18 protein-coding genes and 1 pseudogene are annotated in these 22,967 nt (G+C 71.1%); 5 read left to right on the forward strand and 14 right to left on the reverse strand.

What is annotated here, in order from left to right:
- Window positions 1–34 precede the first annotated feature (34 nt).
- Window positions 35–607, forward strand: coding sequence for an isopentenyl-diphosphate Delta-isomerase (gene idi, locus NE235_RS08535; RefSeq protein WP_252800442.1), 573 nt, complete (start codon window positions 35–37; stop codon window positions 605–607).
- Window positions 608–624: 17 nt separating this feature from the next.
- Here idi and mug read toward each other — a convergent pair whose 3' ends face one another.
- The gene (gene mug, locus NE235_RS08540) at window positions 625–1,161 is read right to left on the reverse strand and encodes a G/U mismatch-specific DNA glycosylase (protein WP_252800886.1); all 537 of its coding nucleotides are present in this window, start codon (window positions 1,159–1,161) and stop codon (window positions 625–627) included.
- Between the two features lie 249 nt (window positions 1,162–1,410).
- Here mug and NE235_RS08545 point away from each other — a divergent pair, with 249 nt between their 5' ends.
- Complete coding sequence (locus tag NE235_RS08545) at window positions 1,411–1,614, forward strand: type II toxin-antitoxin system PemK/MazF family toxin (protein ID WP_252800443.1); 204 nt, start codon at window positions 1,411–1,413, stop codon at window positions 1,612–1,614.
- Between the two features lie 45 nt (window positions 1,615–1,659).
- Here the strand turns inward: NE235_RS08545 and NE235_RS08550 are convergent, their stop codons facing one another.
- Window positions 1,660–4,449 (reverse strand): aconitate hydratase, encoded by a 2,790-nt coding sequence (locus NE235_RS08550; protein ID WP_406567555.1) that lies wholly within the window; start codon window positions 4,447–4,449, stop codon window positions 1,660–1,662.
- 257 nt (window positions 4,450–4,706) lie between these two features.
- Here NE235_RS08550 and NE235_RS08555 point away from each other — a divergent pair, with 257 nt between their 5' ends.
- Both NE235_RS08555 and NE235_RS08560 read left to right on the forward strand, forming a co-directional pair.
- Window positions 4,707–5,309: a PadR family transcriptional regulator gene (locus tag NE235_RS08555; protein ID WP_252800445.1), complete on the forward strand. Its 603-nt coding sequence runs from the start codon at window positions 4,707–4,709 to the stop codon at window positions 5,307–5,309.
- Between the two features lie 36 nt (window positions 5,310–5,345).
- Entirely contained in the window at window positions 5,346–5,861 is a 516-nt protein-coding gene (locus tag NE235_RS08560) for a DUF1707 SHOCT-like domain-containing protein (protein WP_252800447.1), read from the forward strand.
- 70 nt (window positions 5,862–5,931) lie between these two features.
- Here the strand turns inward: NE235_RS08560 and NE235_RS38630 are convergent.
- From NE235_RS38630 to NE235_RS08585, 6 genes and pseudogenes are all read right to left on the reverse strand, one after another.
- Window positions 5,932–6,096 (reverse strand): annotated as a pseudogene (locus NE235_RS38630) (hypothetical protein); the annotation flags it as partial.
- A gap of 266 nt (window positions 6,097–6,362) precedes the next feature.
- The gene (locus tag NE235_RS08565) at window positions 6,363–7,562 is read right to left on the reverse strand and encodes an RNA-guided endonuclease InsQ/TnpB family protein (RefSeq protein ID WP_252800449.1); all 1,200 of its coding nucleotides are present in this window, start codon (window positions 7,560–7,562) and stop codon (window positions 6,363–6,365) included.
- Between the two features lie 166 nt (window positions 7,563–7,728).
- Window positions 7,729–8,946, reverse strand: a complete 1,218-nt coding sequence (locus NE235_RS08570; RefSeq protein ID WP_252800451.1) for an ROK family protein — start codon at window positions 8,944–8,946, stop codon at window positions 7,729–7,731.
- A gap of 5 nt (window positions 8,947–8,951) precedes the next feature.
- On the reverse strand, window positions 8,952–10,265 hold the full coding sequence (locus NE235_RS08575) for a sugar ABC transporter permease (RefSeq protein WP_252800453.1): 1,314 nt from the start codon (window positions 10,263–10,265) through the stop codon (window positions 8,952–8,954).
- Window positions 10,266–10,273: 8 nt separating this feature from the next.
- Window positions 10,274–11,059: an ATP-binding cassette domain-containing protein gene (locus NE235_RS08580; protein ID WP_252800455.1), complete on the reverse strand. Its 786-nt coding sequence runs from the start codon at window positions 11,057–11,059 to the stop codon at window positions 10,274–10,276.
- 60 nt (window positions 11,060–11,119) lie between these two features.
- Window positions 11,120–12,214 carry a sugar ABC transporter substrate-binding protein gene (locus NE235_RS08585; RefSeq protein ID WP_252800457.1) on the reverse strand — a complete coding sequence of 365 codons (1,095 nt, stop codon included), beginning with the start codon at window positions 12,212–12,214 and terminating at the stop codon, window positions 11,120–11,122.
- A gap of 312 nt (window positions 12,215–12,526) precedes the next feature.
- On the opposite strand from NE235_RS08585, the gene gndA reads away from it, so the two are divergent.
- A complete protein-coding gene (gene gndA, locus NE235_RS08590) occupies window positions 12,527–13,951 on the forward strand; it encodes an NADP-dependent phosphogluconate dehydrogenase (RefSeq protein WP_289848351.1) in 1,425 nt (474 codons plus the stop codon).
- A gap of 153 nt (window positions 13,952–14,104) precedes the next feature.
- Here the strand turns inward: gndA and NE235_RS08595 are convergent, their stop codons facing one another.
- From NE235_RS08595 to NE235_RS08620, 6 genes are all read right to left on the reverse strand, one after another.
- Window positions 14,105–15,262 carry a GDSL-type esterase/lipase family protein gene (locus tag NE235_RS08595; RefSeq protein WP_252800459.1) on the reverse strand — a complete coding sequence of 386 codons (1,158 nt, stop codon included), beginning with the start codon at window positions 15,260–15,262 and terminating at the stop codon, window positions 14,105–14,107.
- A gap of 104 nt (window positions 15,263–15,366) precedes the next feature.
- Window positions 15,367–17,961 carry a polynucleotide kinase-phosphatase gene (locus NE235_RS08600; RefSeq protein ID WP_252800461.1) on the reverse strand — a complete coding sequence of 865 codons (2,595 nt, stop codon included), beginning with the start codon at window positions 17,959–17,961 and terminating at the stop codon, window positions 15,367–15,369.
- On the reverse strand, window positions 17,958–19,397 hold the full coding sequence (locus tag NE235_RS08605; RefSeq protein ID WP_252800462.1) for a 3' terminal RNA ribose 2'-O-methyltransferase Hen1: 1,440 nt from the start codon (window positions 19,395–19,397) through the stop codon (window positions 17,958–17,960). Before NE235_RS08605 ends, NE235_RS08600 begins: the two co-directional genes overlap by 4 nt.
- 48 nt (window positions 19,398–19,445) lie before the next feature.
- Window positions 19,446–20,156 (reverse strand): hypothetical protein, encoded by a 711-nt coding sequence (locus tag NE235_RS08610; RefSeq protein ID WP_252800464.1) that lies wholly within the window; start codon window positions 20,154–20,156, stop codon window positions 19,446–19,448.
- Window positions 20,157–20,238: 82 nt separating this feature from the next.
- Window positions 20,239–21,957: a serine/threonine-protein kinase gene (locus NE235_RS08615; protein ID WP_252800465.1), complete on the reverse strand. Its 1,719-nt coding sequence runs from the start codon at window positions 21,955–21,957 to the stop codon at window positions 20,239–20,241.
- A gap of 71 nt (window positions 21,958–22,028) precedes the next feature.
- Entirely contained in the window at window positions 22,029–22,958 is a 930-nt protein-coding gene (locus NE235_RS08620; RefSeq protein WP_252800467.1) for an LLM class F420-dependent oxidoreductase, read from the reverse strand.
- Window positions 22,959–22,967 lie beyond the last annotated feature (9 nt).

Genomic DNA, 22,967 nt, shown 5'->3' on the forward strand with positions numbered 1-22,967 from the left:
TGGCGCAGCGTAGCGATCGGATATAAAGAGAGTGATGGATGACGAACGAATCGTGCTGCTGGACGCCGACGGCCATGCCATCGGCACGGCCCCCAAGGCCTCCAGCCACCACGGCGCCACGCCCCTGCATCTCGCGTTCTCGTGCTATCTGACGGACCCGGCGGGGCGCATCCTGATCACTCAACGCGCGCATGGCAAGCGAACGTTCCCATCCGTGTGGACCAACAGCTGCTGCGGTCATCCTGCGCCCGGCGAGGGCCTGCGCGACGCCGTCCGCCGCCGCGTCCGCCTGGAGCTGGGCCTGGAGATCGAGAGCATGACGCTCATTCTCCCGGAGTTCCGCTACCGCGCGACCGCCGCGGACGGTGTCGTGGAGCACGAGTCGTGTCCCGTCGTCCGCGCCCTCGCCACGGGCGACCCGCGCCTCCACCCGGACGAGACCGCCGCGGCCGACTGGCGCGACTGGGAGTCCTGCGTCGCGCTGGTCGACGACCCGTCGGCCTCCCCGTGGTACCGCGAGCAGATGGCCCAGCTCATCACGCTGGGCAAGCCGGCCGACTGGCCCGCCGCGCCGACCTCCCTGCTGCCGCCCGCCATCGCCTGGTAGCGGCCGGGACACCGCGGTCACTCCAGCAACCGGCGGAACTCCTCGGCCAACGCCGCCGGTGTGTAGTGCGCGTTGAGACCGGAGGGGTTCGGCAGGATCCACAGTGCCGCCCCGGTCAGCCGCTCCTCCTGCGGGCCGATCTTCACCTTCGGCCGCCCGAACGCCGTACGAAACGCGGTCACGCCGAGCACCGCGACGATCCGCGGCCGGTGCTCCGCCACGAACTTCTCCAGCAGCGCGCCGCCCTCCCGAAGCTCGTCCGGGGTCAGCTCGGCCGCCTGCGCGGTGGCGCGGGCGGCCAGGTTGGTGATCCCGGCCCCGTAGGAGGGCAGCAGGTCCTGCTCGCTGGGATGCAGCAGCCGGTCGGTGAACCCGGACCGGTGCAGCGCGGGCCAGAACCGGTTGCCCGGCCGCGCGAAGTGCCACCCGGTCGCGGCGGAGTAGAGCCCCGGGTTGATCCCGCAGAACAGGACTCCGCCCTCCGGCGGCACGACGTCCGGAATCGTCCGGTCCCGCGCGGCCTCCAGGTCGGCGGCAGTCGGTCGGGGCGTCATCACCCTCGTGACCCTACCGGCCGCCCGGCCGATTCCCCCGGGCGAGCCGCCGACCACCACGGCGGCAATGCGGCGACGACGGCGGCAAAGTCCCGTGAAGGCGGACACAAGCGCGGCAGGCCGGAGCGATCGGGCCGCTTTGACGCCGATATGGACCCGCTAAGACCGGCAGATCAGTCATTCCTTCGACAACGCCGACGGCAAGGAGACCACAGTGGCGGCACCGTGACCACATCGACAAGGCCGCCGATGACGGACTGGCAGGTCTCGACGACACCGACTACTCCGGATGGTGAACACACCGCGGAGAGGAAACCGGCCGACCGACGAACGGCGCTGGTCGAGCAGTTGCGCAGTGCTTCCACGGTCCGGCTGAGACGCCGGATCGGTGAGGTCGACCCGATGATCATGGAGCGGATCGGCGCGATCGTCCGGAGGCTTCTGGAGGTATGAGACGGGCCGCCTCCCTCTCGGGAGGCGGCCCGTTCGGTCGGTCGCCTACTTCTTCAGGAGGGAGCGGAGGACGTACTGCAGGATGCCGCCGTGGCGGTAGTAGTCGGCCTCGCCCGGCGTGTCGATGCGGACGACCGCCTGGAACTCCTTGTCGCCGGCCTTGACCGTGACCTCGCGCGGGGTCTCGCCGCCGTTCAGCGCCTCGACGCCCACGATTTCGAAGGTCTCCTGGCCGGTCAAGCCCAGCGACTCCACCGACTCGCCGTCCTTGAACTGCAGCGGCAGGACGCCCATGCCGATGAGGTTCGAGCGGTGGATGCGCTCGAAGGACTCGGCGAGCACTGCACGGACGCCCAGGAGCGCGGTGCCCTTGGCCGCCCAGTCACGGGAGGAGCCGGAGCCGTACTCCTTGCCGCCCAGCACGATCAGCGGGGTGTTCTCGGCGGCGTACGCCTGCGCGGCGTCGTAGATGGACAGCTGCTCGCCGTCCTTCACGGTGACGCCGCCCTCGGTGCCGGGCGCGAGGAGATTGCGCAGCCGGATGTTGGCGAACGTGCCACGGATCATCACCTCATGGTTGCCGCGCCGGGAACCGTACGAGTTGAAGTCACGCCGCTCGACGCCGTGCTCGGTGAGGTACTTACCTGCCGGGCTGTCGGGCTTGATCGCACCGGCCGGCGAGATGTGGTCGGTGGTGACCGAGTCGCCGAGCAGCGCGAGGACCTTGGCGCCGCGGATGTCCTTAACCGGCTCCGGCTTCTCCGCCATGCCGTCGAAGTACGGGGGCTTGCGGACGTACGTCGAGTCGGCGTCCCACTCGAAGGTGTTGCCGGTCGGCACCGGCAGGGCCTGCCAGCGCTGCTCGCCGGCGAACACGTCGGCGTAGTCGCGGCTGAACATCTCCTGCGCGATGGCCGAGTCGACGACCTCCTGGACCTCCTGCGGCGACGGCCAGATGTCCCGCAGGTACACCGGCCGCCCGTCGGAGCCCGTGCCGATCGGGTCCTTGGCGATGTCGACGTCCATGGAGCCGGCGAGGGCGTACGCGACGACGAGCGGCGGTGAGGCCAGGTAGTTCATCTTGACGTCGGGGTTGATCCGGCCCTCGAAGTTACGGTTGCCGGACAGCACCGAGGTGACCGCGAGGTCGTTGTCGTTGACCGCCTGGCTGATCTCCTCCGGCAGCGGGCCGGAGTTGCCGATGCAGGTCGTGCAGCCGTAGCCGACCAGGTTGAAGCCGAGCTTCTCGAGGTACGGGGTGAGGCCCGCGCGGTCGTAGTAGTCCATGACGACCTTCGAACCCGGGGCGAGGGAGGTCTTGACCCACGGCTTGCGGGCCAGGCCCTTCTCGACGGCCTTCTTGGCGAGCAGCGCGGCGCCGATCATGACCGACGGGTTCGAGGTGTTCGTGCAGGAGGTGATCGCGGCGATCACGACGGCGCCGTGGTCGAGCTCGAACTCGGCGCCGTCCAGGCTGACGGTGACCGGGTTGCTCGGCCGGCCGGCCTTCGGGTCTGCGGCGGTCTCGTGGGGCCGGTCGCCGTTGGAGCCGTGAGAGATCGCCGGGGAGTCCGAGGCCGGGAAGGACTCGGCGGAGGACTCGTCGGTCGGGCCCTCGACGCCGTCCGGGACGTAGTCGCGGACGGAGGTGCGCCAGGCGGACTTGGCGTCCGACAGCGCGATGCGGTCCTGCGGGCGCTTCGGGCCGGCGATCGAGGGGACCACGGTCGACAGGTCCAGCTCGAGGTACTCGGAGTACTCGGCCTCGCGGGACGGGTCGTGCCAGAGCCCTTGCTCCTTGGCGTACGCCTCGACGAGGTCGACCTGCTCGGCGGGACGGCCGGTGAGCCGCATGTACGAGACGGTCTCCTCGTCGATCGGGAAGATCGCGCAGGTGGAGCCGAACTCCGGGCTCATGTTGCCGATGGTGGCGCGGTTGGCCAGTGGCACGGCCGCGACGCCCTCGCCGTAGAACTCGACGAACTTGCCGACCACGCCGTGCTTGCGCAGCATCTCGGTGATCGTGAGGACGAGGTCGGTGGCGGTGGTGCCGGCCGGCAGTTCGCCGGTCAGCTTGAACCCGACGACGCGCGGGATGAGCATCGAGATCGGCTGGCCGAGCATGGCCGCCTCGGCCTCGATGCCGCCGACGCCCCAGCCGAGGACGCCCAGGCCGTTCTGCATCGTGGTGTGGGAGTCGGTGCCGACGCAGGTGTCGGGGTAGGCCGTGCCGTTGCCGTCGAAGACCACGCGGGCCAGGTGCTCGATGTTCACCTGGTGCACGATGCCGGTGCCCGGCGGGACCACCTTGAAGTTGTCGAAGGCGTTCTGGCCCCACTTGAGGAACTGGTAGCGCTCCCGGTTGCGGCCGTACTCGAACTCGACGTTCCGCTCGAAGGCGTCCTCACGGCCGAAGACGTCGACCTGCACCGAGTGGTCGATCACCATCTCGGCGGGGTTCAACGGGTTGATCTTCGCCGGGTCGCCGCCGAGGTCCCGGACGGCCTCCCGCATCGTCGCCAGGTCCACGACGCACGGAACGCCGGTGAAGTCCTGCATGATCACACGGGCCGGCGTGAACTGGATCTCCTGGTTCGGCTGGGCGTTCGGGTCCCAGGCCGCCAGGGCGCGGATGTGCTCACCCGTGACGTTCGCGCCGTCCTCGGTGCGGAGCAGGTTCTCCAGCAGGACCTTCAGGCTGTACGGGAGGCGCGCCGAACCCTCGACGGCATCCAGCCGGAAGATCTCATAGGACGCCTCGCCGACGCGCAGCGTCTGGCGGCTGCCGAAGCTGTTCAAGTCTTCTCCTCCTCTACGCGCTCCCCGAGCCTGCACGCGCTCACCGAGCGCGGTCACCGCTCGTTCGGCGTACGCGGGGATTCATGGGTGGATACGTCAGGATCCTGCCCCAGCCACCCGCTTCCGCGCGCACTGAGGCTCGCCTAACTTCGCCGAAATTTCTCTCGACATCAAGGTATCACGAATATCTCGACATCAAGGTATCGGCCCTTCCGTTTGACACCGAGCGTTTCCGATATATCGTTCGAGTATCGCGAACGCTCAAAGATGGTTCTCGGAAGGGAGTACCGAACATGCACAACGCGACATTCGACTCTCCGTGGCAGGCCTGGGCCGCCGGCGGTCGCCGTGGCGGCCGGGGCGGACGTGGCGCGGGCAGGCGAGGCGGCCCTTGGGGTCCGCCCTTCGGCCCGTGGGGCGGCCCGCCGCCCTGGGCCGAAGGCAGGACGAAGGCCCGGCGCGGCGACGTCCGCGCCGCGATCCTGGCCCTGCTCGCCGAGGAGCCGCGCAACGGCTACCAGCTCATCCAGACGATCGCGGAGCGGAGCCACGGCGAGTGGCGGCCGAGCCCCGGCGCCGTCTACCCGGCCCTGCAGCAGCTCACCGACGAGGGGCTGATCGAGGGCGATGAGGGCGAGGGCCGGAAGACGTTCCGCCTCAGCGAGGCCGGCCGCGCGTACGTCGAGGAGCACCCGGAGGAGGTCACCGCGCCCTGGGAGGCGATGACCTCGGACGTCCGCGACGACGTACGGGAGCTGTTCAAGACGGCGGCCGGCGCCGGCGGGGCCGTGATGCAGATCGTCCGGACGGGCTCGGAGGCCCAGGTCGCCCAGGCCAAGGAGATCCTGGCGGAGACCCGTCGCCGCCTCTATCACCTGCTCGCCGAGGACGAGTGACCCGGCGCCGGAGCGAGGACGAAGGTAGGTGAGCCGATGAACGGTGAGCTGCGGATCGGGGACGCGGAGCGGGACGCCGTGGCGTCGGCCCTGCACGAGCACTTCGCGCAGGGCCGGTTGGACCGGGAGGAACTGGACGAGCGGCTGTCGGCGGCGCTCGCCGCCAAGACCGTCGGCGACCTGCGGCAGGTCACCCGGGACCTGCCCGCGAGCCCGGACCCGGTCGCGCCCGTGGCCGAGGCGGGCCGGGCGCCCCGGTCCCGCCGGCGGTGGGACGGCCCGCACTGGGACGGTCTCCCGTGGGGCGGGCCGCTCGGGGCCGAGCAGTATCGGGGCGGGCCGCCGTGGGCCGGGCATCCGGCGGCGGGGCGGATGGCCTACCGGGGACACCCGCGGTTCGCGCCGCGCGCCGGCGTGTTCCTCGTCGCGTTCCTCGCGGTCGTGGCCCTGACCCGCGGCTGGTTCCTCGTCCCGATGCTCGCCTTCATCTGGTGCGCGATGGCGTTCACCTGGATCCGGCACGGGCGCCGCCGGCACCGCCTGAGCAGGTGACCGCGCCGCGAGGGCGAGCCGGAGGACGGGTGGCGGGGTCCTCCGTGAGGAGGCCCCGCCACCCGCGCCGTCACGGAGCGGTGACGGCGAACCGGTCGAACTGCGCGTTGATGTACGAGTCCAGCGCCACGCCCGACTGACCGTGGTCGTAGGTCGCATCCGTGACGGCGGCGACCTCCTTACCGTCGATCAGCGCGCCGACCGCCGTGCCCTGGAAGCGCAGCGCCAGGCGGTGCCAGGTGCCGGTGCCGAGGGCGGGTCGTGCTGGCCGATGATCCGGCCAAGCAGTTCGGCGGAGCCGGACTGCTCGAGCAGGACGTCCGTGCTCGTCTCGTAGTCGGTCCGGGAGGCGTCACCGACCAGGGTGAGCGGCGCCGGGACCTTCGTCCACTTGCTGGGCTACCTGGTGATGACCTGGCGCAGGCACTTGCCGCGGTTGAACGCCGCCGGCCAGTTGTTGACATCCTCTCCCGCCCGGAGGCGGAGGATTCCAACCTGTTCTCACCCAGAGGTGAGAACAGGTTGAGGTTCGCGGCTCACGGCCCCGCCCAGTGGCTGGAGGGCTCCCCGCGCTGTCACGGCATGTCCTGCCGCGATGTCTCTGATGTTCTTTGCCGCGTTCACATCCGCATGATCGACATGCCCGCAGGCGCGACAACGAAAAACCGCTTGGCTCTCACGGTTCCCCGCAGCGCAGTGCCCACAGGCATGACAGATCTGAGACGTGTACGCGGGGTCGATCTTCTCCACCCGGCCCGGCGCCTTCTGCTCCAAGCGGGTGGCCAGCAAGCCCCAGCCGGCCGCGTGAATGGAGCGGTTGAGTCCCGTTTTGGCCAGCACGTTAGTGCCTGGGACATCGATGGTGCCACGCGCGGACCGCACCATGTTCTTAATTCTCAGGTCCTCGACCCCGATGAGATCGAACCGGCGGGCCAGATCAGTGGAAGTCTGCTCAACCCAGTCCTTACGCCGATCGGTCTCACGCGCCTTCAACCGGCCGATCGCCATCTTGACCTGTGCCCGCCGATTTGACCCAGGCTTCGCGCGCGCCAACTTGCGCTGCAGCCGCCGCATGCGGTCGGACTCGCTCACGCGCAGACCAGGCACGGACAGCCGCTCACCGGTGGACAAGGCGGCCGAGACGGTCACGCCACGATCGATACCGACGACTAGTCCCGCCCCTGGCTTGTCGACGGGTGGCGGGATCACCGCGAATGCAACGTGCCAGCGCCCCGCCCGATCCTGCCTCACCCGAAACGATCTAGCCTCCTCAGGGATTGGACGGGACCAGCGGAACCGCACCCAGCCCACCTTCGGAATCGACACCTCACCGGCCTTGCGGGACAGACGGCGCACATCCCAGTGCTTGCCGCGCTGCCCGACGATGCGAAATCCCTCATGTACACCCGCCTTACGCCACGTCGGCCGCCGATGCGTCCCGGCGAAGAAGTTACTCATGGCGTGGGCGAAGTCCCGCAACGCCTGCTGCTGCACCGTCTGCAACCCCGCCGCCAACCATGCGAACTCTCGCCTCGCCTCGGTCAGCTGGCGAGACTGCTCCGCATAACCCGGCGCGTTCTTGCGGCCCGGCCGCCAATGCTGATGCTGCTCGATTGCCAGATTCCACACAAACCGGGCATGCGAACAGTGGTCCAGCAACGCCTGCTCCTGGGCGGGCGTGGGCACAAGCCGGAACCGCATTCCCGCACCTTAACCGCAACTACCGACAAGCGAAGGAGGAAACGGCCGCTTTCCCGGCCGGAAGGCCGGGATCTCCAGACCAAAAGCGAATGAATACCGTCATACGGCCGTCGACGTACTCGTGGTACGTCGAGAGCCTGCACGACGAGCCGATGCCGAGCAGGAGTCAGGCGGCGAGGCTGGTGAGGACCCCGATGGGGTCCTCCAGGAGCGGCGCGAAGGCCAGCTCGGCGGCGCCGATCAGCTGGGCGTCCGAGCCCAGCCCGGAGGCCGCCATCCGTACCTGCTCGCGCGGCGCCACGAGGGTCGACCGGGCGACGCTCTCCCGTACGACGTCCTCGGTGAGGACGAACAGTTCCCCGAGCGGCCCGCCGAGCACGACGATGTCCGGGTTGAAGGTGTTGACCAGCATGCCGACGCCGATCCCGAGCCAGCGGGCCACCCGCGCGGCGGCCGCCATGGCCTTGGGCTCTCCGGCGGCCACCTCGGCCAGCACCGCGCGGTAGACCTCCAGTCCGCCGTCGGCCGGCCGGCCCGCGGCGATCAGGAGGGACTCCACGCCGGTCTCGGTCTCCAGGCAGCCGACCGAGCCGCACCGGCACAGCCGTCCATTCGGGTTGACGCGCAGGTGCCCGATCTCCCCCGCGTATCCGCCGCGGCCCCGCAGCGGACGCCCGCCGATGAGGATGCCGCCGCCCAGGCCGATCTCCCCGGAGATCACGACGACGTGCTCGTAGCCGACGGCGGCGCCGCGCCAGTGCTCGGCGAGCGCGCCGAGGTCGGCGTCGTTGGCGAGGAAGGCCGGCAGGTCGAGCCGCTCCCCCAGCCGGGCCCCGAGGGGCTGGTCGATCCAGCCGAGGTTCGGGGCGAAGCGCAGCAGTCCGTCGTTCAGCCGGACGACGCCGGGCACGGACAGGCCGACCCCGAAGCAGCGGCCACCGTCCGGCGCTCCCTCGCGGAGGAGGCCGGAGGTCTCGACGATCGCGTCGACCGTCGTGTCGAGGTCGCTCCAGTCCCGCCCGGGGTCGGCCTCGACCCGGTCGAGCACCTGCCCGCCGAGCCCGACCCGCGCCACCACCATGTGCCGGACGCCGAGGTCGATGGCGAGGACGTAGGCGGCCTCGGGCCGGGGCACGACCTCCAGCGAGGGACGGCCGGCCCGTCCTCGAGCGCTCGCGGAGCGCTCGAGGACGAGACCCGCGTCGACCAGCTCGCTGACCAGGTCGCCGATGGTGCTCCGGTTGAGCCCCATCTCCGCGGTCAGCTCGGCCCGGGACCGGCATCCGTGCCGGTGCACCTCCGTCAGGATCGCGCCCAGGTTGTGACGGCGTACGTCGTCCTGGGTCGATCCGCGGACGCGCCGACGGGTCACCGGGCCGGCCACGGCTCTCAGCGGCCGGTCGCGGAGCGCCGGCGCCGGGCCAAAGCGTCGATGCTCGCGGCGAGCAGCAGGAACCCACCCGTGATCAGGTAGTTGGCGTACGCCTTCGCACCCAGCAGGCCGAGCCCGTTGTCGATGATGGCGATGACCAGACCACCGAGGATCGCGTCCCGTGCCTTGCCTCGGCCGCCGAACAGGCTGGTGCCGCCGATGACGGCGGCGCCGACCGCGTACAGCAGCGTGTTGCCGGCACCGGCGTCCGGGGTGACCGAGTTCAGCCGGGAGGCCGCCACGATGCCGCTGACCGCGGCGAGCAGCGAACCGATCATGAACACGGACATCCGGATGCGGTTGACGTTGATACCGGCGCGGCGCGCCGCCTCGGCGTTGCCGCCGACCGCGTACACGTGGCGGCCGTAGGCGGTCCGGCCCAGCACGAACGTGCAGATGAGGAGGAGGACCGCGACGAGGGGAACGCCCCACGGGATGCCGCCGAAGAACGGCGCCAGCGGGGTGCGCGCCCGGTTCAGGTTGAGGATGTACGCCCCGCCCAGCAGCGCGATCGCGACCAGAACGACCTGGACGACGACGAGCGGCAGGGGCGCGTTGGACAGGTTCTTGGCGTTCTGCCGCTGCCAGCGCAGCAGCTTGATGGCCGCGAACAGGACGACGCCGACGACCGCCATCGTCCAGCCCAGCCAGACCGGCATGTACTTGTTGGCCAGCGCGTAGACGACCTTGTCGTGGACGGGAACGGTCCCACCCTCGCCGATCAGCTTCAGCGCGATGCCCTGCAGTCCGAGGAACAAGGCCAGTGTCACGACGAACGATGGGATTCGCACGATCGCGACCAGCACGCCGATGGCGGCGCCGATGACCAGGCCCGTCACGGCCGCGGCGAGCACCGCGACGAACCAGGGCTGGCCGCCGTCGACCAGGAGCTTGCCCATCACCGCGGCGCACGCACCGCTCGCGACGCCCGCCGACAGGTCGATCTCGCCGAGGAGAAGGACGAACACCAGGCCCATCGCGAGGATCGTGACGGGCATCGCCTGCACGAGCAGGTTCGCGATGTTGCCCTTGCTGAGGAAGGTCTCCGGGCGCAGGCCGTAGAACAGGACGATCAGGACGATCAGCCCGAACACCGCGGGCAGCGCGCCGAGGTCGCCGGACCGCAGTTTGACGACGTAGCCGCTGAGCGCCGAGGACACCGTCTGCTGACGGGTGTCGGCGGAGAAGTCCGAGTCCGCCAGGGTGGCCGTCGCCGCCGGCTTCTCGGGGACCGAGTCGACCACGTTCGGCTCGGGGGTTTCGGTGGACATGTGGAACCTCAGATGCTTTCTGCCGCGGTCGAGGGGGCGAGGCCCAGGTCACCCGAGCGGCCGGTGGTGATCAGCTCGACCACCTGGCTGTGGGTGACGTCGGACCGTTTGACGTCGGCGGCGACACGGCCGAGGTAGAGGCAGGTGATCCGGTCCGCCACCTCGAAGACGTCGTTCATGTTGTGCGAGATCAGCACGACGCCGTGGCCGGTCTCCGCGAGACGGTGCACGAGGTCGAGGACCTGCCGGGTCTGCGCGACGCCGAGGGCGGCGGTCGGCTCGTCCAGGATGACGACCTTGGACTCCCACAGCACGGCCTTGGCGATCGCGACGGTCTGCCGCTGGCCGCCGGACAGGCTCGCCACCTGCTGGCGGACCGACTTGACGGTGCGCACCGAGAGCTTGGCCAGCGTCTCGCGGGCGGCCTGCTCCATGCTGGCCTCGTCCAGGACGACGCCCTTCTTGCGCTCCCGGCCGAGGAACATGTTCTGGGCGATGTCGAGGTTGTCGGCCAGGGCGAGGTCCTGGTAGACGATCTCGATGCCGAGGTCGGCGGCGTCCCGGGGGCCGTGGATGTTCACCGGCTTGCCGTTGAACCTGATCTCCCCCGAGTCGATCGGGTGGATGCCGGCGATGCACTTGATCAGCGTGGACTTGCCGGCGCCGTTGTCGCCGACGAGCGCGGTCACCTGTCCCGGGTAGACCGCGAGGTCGATGTCGTGGAGCACATGGATGGCTCCGAAGCTCTTGTTGACCCCCGACAGTTCGAGGGTCGGCGTTCCGTTGTCAGACAACGTGCGTACTCCCTACAAAGGCGCGATGGGGCGCCCGGTGACCCGGGCGCCCCTCGTTCCTTACTGAATTCCGGCGGCCTTGCACTTGGCGGCGTAGGCGCCCTTGCACAGGTCGGCGGCGGTGATGCCGCTGCCACCGTCGGTGACGACCTGCTTGACGTTGTCCTTCGTGATCAGCACCGGGTTGAGCAGGATCGACTGCACCTGGCGGTGGCCCTGCGGGTCGTTCGAGGTGGCGTTGGTCTTGGGCTTCTCACCCTTGGCCAGCGCGGTGACGACCGAGACGAGGCTGTCGGCCTCCAGCTTGTTCGGCTTGTAGACCGTCATGCACTGGGTGCCGTCGAGGATGTTCTGCAGACCCTGGACGGTCGCGTCCTGACCGGTCACCGGGACGTTGCCGGCGTGGCTCTTCTGCAGGATGGAGATCGCGGCGTTGCCGAGGCCGTCGTTGGCGGCGAGCACGCCGTCGATCTTGCCCTTCTGCTGCGTGAACATCTGCTCGAAGATCGTGGCGGCCTGCTGGTTGTCCCAGTCGGGCACGGCCTGCTCGGCGACCTTGGTGTAGTTGGACACCTTGTCCAGGACCTCGTGCGCGCCCTGCTTGAACAGGGTGGCGTTGTTGTCCGTGGGCGAGCCGTCCAGGTAGACGATGTTCGCCTTCTTGTCACCGAGGCACTTCTGCAGGCCCTGGCCCTGGACGCGGCCGACCTGGACGCCGTCGAACGACACGTAGTAGTCGGCGGACCCACCGAGGGTCAGCCGGTCGTAGTCGATCGTCTGGACGCCCTGAGCCTTGGCCTTCTGCTCGATCGCGGCGCCGGAGTTCGAGTCGAGGTTGACGATCGCCAGCATGGTCACGCCGCTGGTGATCATCTGGTCGGCGATGGTCTGCATCCGCTGCTTGTCGCCCTCGGCGTTCTGGATGTCGGCGGGAATTCCGGCAGCCTCGAACGCCTTCTTGAGCACCGGCAGGTCGAAGTTCTCCCAACGGACGGAAGACTTCGTGTCCGGCAGGATGACGCCGACCTTGGCCTTCGCCTTGGCCGAGCCGCCACCCTTCGAGTCGTTCTTGTCGTCGCTGCCGCCGCAGCCGACGAGGCCGGCGGTCGCCATGGCCGCGAAAGCGGCGATACAGGCCGTGCGCTTGAAGATCACGTCGACACCTTCTTCGGGGGTCCCCAGGAACGGTTTGTTTGGGCGCACAACGTATTCCGCCGCACTGAGTTCGTATAGGGGGAGGAAGCCGGAGAAATCCGACGGTTACGACATCGAAATCTTCTCGTCACCTGACACTCGGCGGCCGGTCCATCACGCGGCGCAACGCCCCGGGCGGGGGCGTTCCGGCCGCCGGCCGGGGCCCGAACCACGGATCGCCCGCCCTACAAGGGGGAAACTGTTTTCCCAGGCAGGTCCTGGAATGGGAGCCGGGCGCAGGGCCGCCGGGGCGCGACGGTTAGTGTCGGCATCATGGGTAGCCAGATCGGTGTCACCGGGCTCGCCGTCATGGGCCAGAACCTCGCGCGCAACATCGCGCGGCACGGGTTCCCGGTGGCCGTGCACAATCGGACCGAGAGCCGCACCAAGCAGCTCATCGAGCACCACGGCGACGAGGGCGACTTCACGCCCGCCTACTCCCTGGAGGAGTTCGTCGCCGCGCTGGACCGGCCTCGCCGGATCATCATCATGGTCAAGGCGGGCGCACCCGTCGACGCCGTGATCAAGGATCTCATCCCGCTGCTCGACGCGGGCGACATCATCATCGACGGCGGCAACTCGCACTACGCGGACACCCGGCGGCGCGTCGCCGAGCTCGCCGAGCACGACCTCCACTTCGTCGGCGCCGGAATCTCCGGCGGCGAGGAGGGGGCGCTGCTCGGGCCGAGCATCATGCCGGGCGGCCCGCGGGAGGCGTACGCCCCCGTCGAGCCGATCCTCACCGCCATCGCCGCGCAGGTGGACGGCACGCCGTGCTGCGCCTACATCGGCCCGGACGGCGCGGGCCACTACGTGAAGATGGCGCACAACGGCATCGAGTACGCCGACATGCAGCTCATCGCCGAGGCGTACGACCTGCTCACGCACGCCGCCGGGCTGAGCGCCCCGGAGATCGCCCGGGTCTTCGAGCAGTGGAACGAGGGCGACCTGGAATCGTTCCTCATCGAGATCACGGCCAAGGTGCTCGCGCACACCGACGAGACCACCGGCGGACCGCTCGTCGACGTGATCCTCGACGAGGCCGAGCAGAAGGGCACCGGCCGCTGGACGTCCCAGTCGGCACTGGAGCTCGGCGTCCCGGTCACCGCGATCACCGAGGCGGTGTTCGCACGGGCCCTGTCCGCGCGCAAGGACGAGCGGACCAAGGCGTCGAAGATCCTGCCGGGCCCGTCCGCCGGGCAGGTGGAGGGCGACTTCGTCGACGCGGTGCGCGACGCGCTCTACGCGTCGAAGGTCGTGGCCTACGCGCAGGGCTTCGAGCAGATCCGCGCCGCGTCCGACGAGTACGGCTGGGACGTCGAGCCGGGCACCCTCGCGACGATCTGGCGCGGCGGCTGCATCATCCGCGCCCGGTTCCTCGACCGGATCAAGGACGCCTACGACCGCGACCCGGAGCTGTCCAACCTGCTCCTCGACGACTACTTCCGCGACGCCGTCGCGGGCGCCCAGGACGCCTGGCGCAAGGTCGTGCGCACGGCCGTGGAGCTGGGCGTGCCCACGCCCGCGTTCTCCTCGGCGCTGGCGTACTACGACGGTTTCCGCAGGGAGCGCGGCCCCGCCTCGCTCATCCAGGGCCTGCGGGACTTCTTCGGCGCGCACACCTACCGCCGCACCGACCGGGAGGGCGTGTTCCACACGCTCTGGTCCGAGGACGGCCGCGAGGTGTCCGCGGACTGAGCCCGCACCGGCCCGTCATCGCGGCCGCACCACACCGGCCGCCGGTGTCCGCACGGACACCGGCGGCCGGTCGCACGTCAACCGCTCGACGGCCACCCGGCGGTGGGCGGCCGCCCACTGCCGGCCGGTCGCGCGGCAGCGGGCGGTGACGGGTCAGCGGGCGAACGGGCCGCCCTCGGCGAAGGCGTACGCGGCGAAGCGCTCCCCCATCCGGCGGTACCCCGCGGCGTTCGGGTGCAGCGCGTCGGGCAGGTCGGCGGCGTCCGCCTCGCCGAACAGCGCGCGCCCGTCCAGGTAGTGCAGGTTCGGGTCCGTGGCCGAGCGCTCGCCCACGATCCGGTGCAGGACCTCCCGGATCACCGAGAGGCTCAGGGCGCCCTCGGCGAGCCGTGCAGGGTCGCCCGCCGTGCGGAAGCGCACGGTCCCGTCCTCGATGTCGGGGAAGGTCGGGCCGGGCAGGTCCTCCACCATCGGGCACAGGATCGGCGAGATGACCAGCAGCGGCGTGTCCGGATGGCCCTCGCGCACGGTGTCGAGGAAGCCGTGGACGGCGGGTTCGAAGGCCCGCAGCCGCATGGTGTCGCCGTTGACGACGTTGATGCCGAGCTTGAGGCTGATCAGGTCGGCGGGCAGGTCGCGGATCGTCCGGGCGGTGAACGGATCGAGCATGGCGTTGCCGGCCAGCCCGAGGTTGGTGACGTTCACGTCGGCGGCCCGCGCGGCGACGACCGGCCAGGTGCCGAGGGGATCGTCGGCCTCCATGCAGTGGCTGATCGAACTGCCGTGATGCACCCAGCGCGGCCGGAGATCGGCCTCCGGCGCATGCACCGGCCCGTCCGCGCGCAGGGCGATCAGCTCGACCTGAGCGCTCTGCGGGAGCCAGATCTCGATCTGCTTGCGCCCCGGGGGCAGCGGCCCGAAGCGCACGGTGGCGGGATCGCCCGGCGTGACGTCCGGGGGCTTGACCCCGGAGGGATCCAGGGCGAGCACGTTGCCGTCGGGCGTGGCGACGCGCCCGGCCGGCAGGCCGTCCACCACCAGCTCGAACGCTCCGCCGGGGTTCGGCTCGCCGGTGAAGGCCAGCGTCTTGGTGGTCAGCACGTCGAGCTCCAGCCCCGTCGCCTCGGTGGCGAACACCATCCGGACGCCGGACGGCATGGCCACCACCAGCTCGCAGAACGGGCTCGGGATCTGCGGCCTCGTCCAGGCCGGCAGCCGCCGGGGCCGGAGCCCCACCGCGGTGCGCTCCAGGTCCAGCGCACCGCGGATCTCGACGGGGCCATCGAGCAGGGGGACGTCGGCAGGTGCCATTCGATCGACCTTTCGTTCCGGATGGGAGCGGCCACCACCGAACGTACGGCCCGGGGCCGCCGCGCGGAAGGTCGCGGACGCGTCCTCCGCGCGGCGCCCGTACCTCAGAGCCGGGGGTCGACCGGCTCGGACTCCAGCGCGAGCACGCCGAACACCGCCTGGTGCACCCGCCACAGCGGCTCACCGGCCGCCAGCCGGTCGAGGGCCTCCAGGCCGAGGGCGTACTCCCGCATGGCGAGGGACCGCTTGCGGCCCAGCGACCGCTGCCGCAGCCGTTCCAGGTGCTCCGGCTCGGTGTAGTCCGGCCCGTAGATGATCCGCAGGTACTCCCGGCCCCGGCACTTCAGGCCGGGCTGTACGAGGCGGCGTTCCCCGTCCGGCCCGGCGGGCGCCGGGCCCGCGCCGCCGCCGTCGGGCGGCAGCGGCTTGACGACCATGCCCTCGCCGCCGGCCGCGGTCAGCTCCGTCCACCAGGCGACGGCGGCGGACTCGTCGCCGTTCAGGTCGAGGACGTGCGACCGGGTCGGCGCGAAGAGCTCCTCGTCGGCGGCGGCCAGCCGGCCGGCGACCTCCAGGTGCCACAGGTGGTCCCGCTCGGCGTACGAGCGGCCCTCACCGGCCAGCACCTGGAACGGGGCCAGGCGCAGTCCCTTCAGCCCCTCCGTCGGCCAGCAGTACCGCGCGTAGGCGTCGCGGAACAGCTCCGCGTTGGCCGAACGGCGCACGACGCGGTCCCGCAGCGCCGCGACGCCGAGGCCGCGCGCGGCGGCGCGGTCGAGGACGCCGGCGGCCATCGGCAGGGCGGCGCGGGCCGCCGCGCCGGTCGCGGCGTACTGGGTGCGCAGCAGCTCGACGGCCTTGGCCGACCAGGGCATCAGCTCGCAGTCCAGGACGAGCCACCCGGTCTCGAGGTCGGTGAACAGGCCGCCGGCGGCCGCGCGTACCCGGGCCAGGAACTCCTCGGTCGTCGCCGGGTCCGGGAAGAACGCCCGGCCCGTCCGCGTGTACACGGCCCCGGTCGTGCCGTCGTCGGCCCCGAAGCGGTCGGCGGCGACCCGCTCGTCGCGGGCGACGACCACGACGGCGCGCGAGCCCATGTGCTTCTCCTCGCACACGACCCGGGCGACGCCCTGCCGCCGGTACGCCGCGAACGCCTCGGCCGGGTGCTCCAGGTACCCGTCCAGGGCGGACGTGGGCGCGGGGGCCATCGTCGGCGGCAGGTACACCAGCCAGCGCGGGTCGACGCCGAACCGGCTCATGACCTCCAGGGCCGGCCAGACGTTCTCGTCGCGGACGTTGACCCGGCCCATCAGGCGCGTCTCGACCGCCTCCCGCACGTCCGTGACGCGCAGCACCCCGGACTCCCGGTGCGAGCCGGGCGCCGCCGCGGCCTCCGCGGCCAGCGGGCGGACCGGCTCGTACCAGACCTCGTGCGCCGGGACCGAGACGAGGCTCTTCTCCGGGTAGCGCAGCGCGGTCAGCCGGCCGCCGAAGACGCAGCCGGTGTCGACGCACAGGGTGTTGTTGACCCACTCCGGCTCGGGCACCGGGGTGTGGCCGTACACGACCACGGCGTCGCCCCGGTAGTCGTTCGCCCACGGGTACCGGACGGGCAGCCCGTACTCATCCGTCTCGCCGGTCGTCTCGCCGTACAAGGCGAAGGACCGTACGCGGCCCGACGCCCGCCCGTGGTAGGCCTCCTTCAGGCCCGCGTGCGCCACGACGAGGCGCCCCGCGTCGAGGACCAGGTGGCTGACGAGACCGTCCATGAAGGCCAGGGCCGCTTCACGGAACTCCTCCGGCTCGTTCCCGAGCTGTTCGAGGGACTCGGCGAGCCCGTGGCCGACCGTGACCCTGCGGCCCTTGAGGGCGCGCACGAGCTTGTTCTCGTGGTTGCCGGGGACGCACAGCGCGGCCCCGGCGGCGACCATGCCCATGACGAGGCGGAGCACGCCGGGGGTGTCCGGCCCCCGGTCCACCAGGTCGCCCAGGAAGACGGCGGTCCGGCCCCCGGGGTGCGCGGCGCCCACCGGACGGCCGAGCGGGTCGCGCTCGATCGCGTAGCCGAGTTCGGTGAGCAGGTCCTCCAGCTCGGCGCGGCAGCCGTGCACGTCGCCGATCAGGTCGAACGGGCCGGTGAGGTGCCGCCGGTCGGACCATGGCCTCTCGTAGGTGATGACGGCCCGGTCGATCTCCTCGTCGCGCAGCACGTACGCGCGCTTGAACTCCCGGTGCAGGCCGCGCAGCCCGCGCCGCAGTTCGCGGCGCTGCCGGGGCACGACGTGGCCGGGCAGGTCGCGGTCGGTCCGGGCGGCGTTGCGCTCCATCGCGACGGACTCGGGCACGTCGAGCACGATCGCGACGGCGAGCACGTCGTGCTCCTTCGCGATCCGCACGAACTGCTCTCGCGAACGCGGTTGCACGTTGGTGGCGTCGACGACCGTGAGCAGGCCGCGCCGCAGGCGCTTGCGCACGATGTAGTGCAGCAGGTCGAACGCGTCGGCGGTGGCCGACTGGTCGTTCTCGTCGTCCGACACGACGCCCCGGCAGTGGTCCGAGGAGACCACCTGCGTCGGCGCGAAGTGCCGGCGGGCGAAGTACGACTTGCCGGAGCCCGACACGCCGACCAGCACGACCAGCGCCATCTCCGGGATCCGCAGCTCCGGAACCTTGACGTCCGGACTCTCCAGCTCCGTCATCGCGTGAACACTCCCATCTGGGTCGGCGGGCCGACCTCGGTGTCGTCGTCACCGACCGGGACGTACCGGACCTGGTAGCCGTACGCTCCGGCGACCCGCCCCGCCCACGCGTGGAACTCCGCACGGGTCCACTCGAACCGGTGGTCCGGGTGCCGGAACCCGGTGAGGCCCTCGTAGCGGACGTTGTGCTCGGCGTTCGGCGTGGTGACGACCACGACGCGGGGCCGGGCGTCGCCGAAGACGACGCGCTCGACGGCGGGCAGCCGCGGCACGTCCACGTGCTCGATGACCTCCATCAGGACCGCCGCGTCGTACCCGTGGAACCGGTCGTCGGCGTACGTCAGCGCGGCCGTGAACAGGCTCAGGCGCTCCTCCTGGGCCTGCGGGAGCCGGTCGGCCCTGAGCCGGCGCTGGGCGATCATCATGGCCCGCGGCGAGACGTCGGCGCCCGCGACGAAGCGGAAGTACGGGTCCTGCAGCAGCCGGGACAGCAGCCTCCCGGAGCCGCAGCCGAGGTCGATGACCCGCCGCGCCTCCTCGGCCCGCAGCACGTCGAGCACCGTCTGGATCCGGCGCTCGGCCAGCGGCACCGGCGGGGCCGCCGCCTCGGTGCCGGCCTCCGCGTCGCCCGGCTCCGCGGCCGTCGGGTCGGACGCGACGGGTTCCTCGTCGATCGGGTCGCGGTCGAGCGCGTCGTCGGGGCGGTCGTCGGCCTCAGCGAGCCGGGCCAGCGCCGTACGGACCAGGCCGCGCCGGTTCGCGAGGTACCGGCGGGTGATCCGGCCGCGCTCCGGATGGGCCGCCAGCCAGCCCTCGCCCGCCCGGATGAGCTTGTCGACCTCGTCCGGCGCGATCCAGTAGTGCTTCGAGTCGTCGAGGACGGGCAGCAGGACGTACACCTGGTTCAGGGCGTCCGACAGTTTCAGTTCGCCTTCGATCGTGAGCGTGACGTACCGCGAGTCGCCCCACTGGGGGAACTCCGGGTCGAGCGGCACCGGCCGGGCCGTCACCCGCCAGCCCAGCGGCTCGAACAGCCGCCGGGCCGCCTCGGGACCGCCCCGGCACGGCAGCGCGGGCAGCGTGATCTCCAGCGGGATCGGCGTGGCCGCCAGCTCGGCCCGGTCCCGGCTCGCGCCGCGCATCGCGGTGCGGAAGACGCTCGCCATCGCCGACGCCAGCAGGGACGACGCGGCGTACGGCCGGTCGTTGACGTACTGCCCGAGGGACAGGTCCGGCGTCTTGCGCGCCTTCGCCAGCTTGATCGGGTCGACGTCGAGCAGCAGCGCCGCGGTGCACCGGCCGGGTGACGCGTCGGGGTAGAAGACGTGCGCGGTCCCGAATGACTGCGCGAACGTCTGCACCCGGTCAGGATGCTTGACCAGCAGGTATCCGAGGTCGGTCGCCGGGCGAACGGTCGTCGTGATCGTCAGCAGCACACGGGACAGTGTCCCGGATCACGGCCTTCCTCCCGCAATTGTTTTTTGCTATGCGGAAACGCCGTGATCGGCGTCCACCGCGTTCGCCGGCACCTCCACGGTGAAGGGCACCCCGTAATCCAGGAAGTCCAGATGATCGTCACCGGTGGCCTTGGAGACCTGGAGGGGGTACGGCTTTCCGGTCGTCGCCACGAACATGCGATCACCGTCCTCTTTGAGGAGGAGCGCCGGATGCCCGTTGACGACCTCGGTACCGCCCTTGGTGACCTCGCCGTCCGCCGTCGCGAAGGCGCTGAATTTCGTCAGGTCGGTGAACGGTTCGAACTCCTTGATCTGCTTGGAGAACCAGCGGTCGCCCACCGCGCGGGCCACGAGGTCACCTCCCATGGCGCGCAGCAGCTGTGGACTGCGGAGGTAGAGCTTGCCCTGCACCGAACGGATCTGCAGGGCGACCCTTTTCCTCTTGACCGGCATGGTCATGGTTCCGGCGCTCTTGCCCTGCCCGATCTGCAGGTTCATGGTGAGCACGCCGTCGTCCGTCGTCATCCTGCCCTTGAGGTGGACGGAGCTCGCGTTGGCCAGCGCGTTCCGCGCCAAGGTGAGGATCTCCGCGCCCGGCTTCGCCGTAATGTCCTCGGCCGCCGGTGTGGGCGTCGTGTGAGCGCGCGGCTTCGGCGCACCTCCGCAGGCGACGGCGGCGCCGAGGATCGACAGCCCGGCGAGAACCGTGCTCGCCCGTCGTGGGGTGTTGGTCTTCATGACTGACCGACGCGCGATCCCACCGTGGAGTTTACCGAGCCTTGACCATTCGAGCAGGATCGAAGACCCGCTCCCCTTCCGGTCAGCGCCACGACGCCTTGGCGAGGACCTCTGGAAGGTCGGGATCGGAGGTCACGTCGATGACGAGGATCTGCCGGTCGGCGACGTACCACTCGCGCTCGGTGTAGCCGCTGGTGGTCCGGTGCGCGCCGTTCTGCTCGGCGCAGTTGACGGCGTATTCGCTGTACGTGGCGGGACGCCCGCCGATCTGCCGCTGCTCGGTCACGACTGGTTTGTCCGGCGTGACGATGAAGTCCGCCGGGAAGGCCGGGCACGGCTCGACGTCGGACGCCGGGTAGTACATCTGCTTTCCCGCCAGATAACTGCCGAAGCCGTGCGCCGCGGTATTGATCTGTTTCGCGCCCATCACCCAGAAGCCGTTGCACGGCGTTCTGAAGAACGATGCCTTCGGATCGGTGCACGGGCCGGTTAGCACGTGGGTCCCGCTCTCGGTCTCGGCGACCGTCCAGCCGGAGCGCATCGGCAGGCCCAGTGAGTCGAACCACGTGAGGTTCCGAGGGGTCGGCGTGGGCGAGGGCGTCCGCGTGCCGCCGGTGCCGGTCTTCCAGGGGGCGAGCGTCACGGTGACGGCCACGAGCGCCGCCACGACCGCCGCTCCGGCGCCGACGAGCAACGCCGTCCTCCCGCCGGGCCGTGGCCGGGGTGCGGGCGGCCCGCCCGCGGGTCCGTACGAGCCGGTTCCCGGCCCGTACGGACCGGCGGCGGGCATGGTGACGGGCGGCGCCGTGCCGGGCACGCCGGGCGGGGTGCCGGGAGCCCATCGAGCGGTCGGTCCGGCCACCCCCGGCACCGTGCCCTGACCGGAGGACGAGCCTCGGCCGGAGAACGAGCCCTGACCGGAGAACGGGGCCGGATCGGGAGACGTGCCCTGACCGGGAGACGAGGCCTGGCCGGAGAGCAGGCCCTGGCCGGAGGGCGGCAGGGGCTCCTCACCGAGCAGCCAGGCCAGGGCCTGCCGCGCCGACGGCCGCCGGGCCGGGTCCTTGTCCAGGCAGGCCGCCGCGATCTCCCGCAGGGGCCCCTGAAGGTCGCCGAGGTCCGGCGCCGCGTGCTGGATCCGGCTCACCACCGCGCCGAGGTGGTCCTGCCCGAACGGGGCCCGGCCCGTGGCCGCGTACACGATCGTGCCGCCCCAGGCGAACATGTCCGCCGCCCGGCCCGGCGGCTTGTTGCGCAGTTGCTCCGGCGCCATGAACGCCGGGGTCCCGGTGATGTGCCCGCTGATGGTCGCGTCGACGACGTGCGCCACCCCGAAGTCGATCACCCGGGGCCCGTCGGGCCCCATCAGGACGTTCGCGGGCTTGAAATCACGGTGGACGACGCCTGCCTGGTGGATGGCCACGAGGGCGGTCGCCGTGCCGATGGCCAGCCGCTGGAGTGCCGAGCCGCGCAGCGGGGCGCCGTCCCCGACCACCTGACGCAGCGACGGGCCGTCGATGAACTCGCTGACGATGTAGGGCACCTCGCCCTCGACGTCGGCCGCGAGGATCCGTGCCGTGCAGAACGGGTCGACCTTCCGCGCGGCGGCCAGTTCCTTGGCGAAGTAACGTCGGTCGCGCGCGTCACCGGCGGATCGCAGGAGCTTGACGGCCACCCGCTCCCCTGACGGCGACTCGCCGAGGCAGACGACGCCCTGGCCGCCCTCCCCCAGACGGCCGAGCAGGCGGTGGCCGCCGACCTCCGTGGGGTCCTGGGCGGTCAGCGGCTGCAGAGAAGGCATGGCGGGATTGTGCCTCAAAAAGGTGATCGCCCGGCATAGCCGACATGCCGGGCGATCAACGGGTCATACCGTTACATCTGGGGAAGGACCTCACTCGCGATGAGCTCGAGATGGTCGAGATCGTCGAGGTCGAGCACCTGGAGGTACATCCGTTCGGCGCCGATCTCGCGGAACCGCCCGATCTTCTCCACCACCTCGGCCGGCGTTCCGGCCAGACCGTTCAGGCGGAGCTCGTCGACCTTCCGGCCGATCGCGGCCGCCCGGCGCGCGATCTCCGCCTCGTCCCGGCCACAGCACACGACCTGCGCGGCCGAGAAGGTCATCGACTGGCAGGCCCGGCCGCCCTGCTCACAGGCGGCGCGCACGCGCTCGTACGCGGCCTCGGTCTCCGGCAGCCCGTTGAACGGCACGTTGTACTCGTCGGCGTACCGCGCGGCCAGCCGGGGCGTCCGCTTCGCGCCGACACCCCCGATGATCACCGGCGGCCGGGGCTGCTGCGCGGGCTTCGGCAGGGCGGGCGAGTCCGCCACCTGGTAGTACTCGCCGTCGAACGAGAACGCCTTGCCGATCGGCTTCTCCCACAGCCCCGTGACGATCTGCAGCTGCTCCTCCAGCCGGTCGAAGCGCTCCCGCAGGCTCGGGAACGGAATGCCGTACGCGGTGTGCTCCTCCTCGAACCACCCCGTGCCCAGCCCGAGCTCGACGCGTCCTCCGCTCATCTGGTCGACGTTCGCCACGGCGATGGCGAGCGGACCGGGCGACCGGAAGGTCGCGGCGGTCACCAGCGTGCCGAGACGGATCCGCCGCGTCTCCCGGGCCAGCCCGGCCAGGGTGATCCAGGCGTCGGACGGGCCCGGCAGACCACTGACGTCCCCCATCTTCAGGTAATGGTCAGAGCGGAAGAACGCGTCGAAGCCGCACTCCTCGGTGGCCTGGGCGACCCGGAGCAGAGTGTCGTAGCTCGCCCCCTGCTGGGGCTCTGTGAAGATCCGCAGAAGCATGGCTCCCAT

Origin of the sequence: Actinoallomurus spadix (assembly GCF_024055725.1) — a bacterium.
In the GTDB taxonomy this organism is placed as follows: domain Bacteria; phylum Actinomycetota; class Actinomycetes; order Streptosporangiales; family Streptosporangiaceae; genus Actinoallomurus; species Actinoallomurus spadix.